The organism is Agrobacterium sp. ST15.16.024 (assembly GCF_027956545.1).
GTDB lineage: Bacteria > Pseudomonadota > Alphaproteobacteria > Rhizobiales > Rhizobiaceae > Agrobacterium > Agrobacterium cucumeris.
Genome location: NZ_JAQKGO010000074.1, coordinates 1 through 377, shown reverse-complemented (window position 1 = coordinate 377; position 377 = coordinate 1). Strand labels below are relative to the sequence as shown.

Genomic DNA, 377 nt, shown 5'->3' with positions numbered 1-377 from the left:
AAAAAAAGCCTCACGAAGAACACAACACTGCGGAGGGTGAGGGGTGGTTATGAAGGTTAAAGGCCCGGCGGCGGCCTGTTCTGCCAGAGTTGCGGGCCCGACCGCGGCAGAAAAATCCTGCTGGCGAGAGGGGGGGACGCTTTGGGCGGTTTTGGGCGAAAAAGGCCTGTCGTTGCGGTGTTGCAGGGCGGGGAGAATTATCAGACCCGCCATAATGAATTCATGACGACGGCTTATCCGAAGCGGGATATCGTCAATACGCTCGGCGCCTGGGTGGCAAAGCAGGGGCTCACGCAGTTTCGTCTCGCCGAAACGGAAAAATATCCCCATGTCACCTTCTTCCTGAATGGCGGCAAGGAAGAGCCGGAAGTGGGCGA

General features: G+C 58.1%; 1 pseudogene. It reads left to right on the top strand.

Going from position 1 to position 377, the window contains the following annotated elements:
* Positions 1–222 precede the first annotated feature (222 nt).
* Positions 223–377 (top strand): annotated as a pseudogene (locus tag PL640_RS25860) (2,3-bisphosphoglycerate-independent phosphoglycerate mutase); the annotation flags it as partial.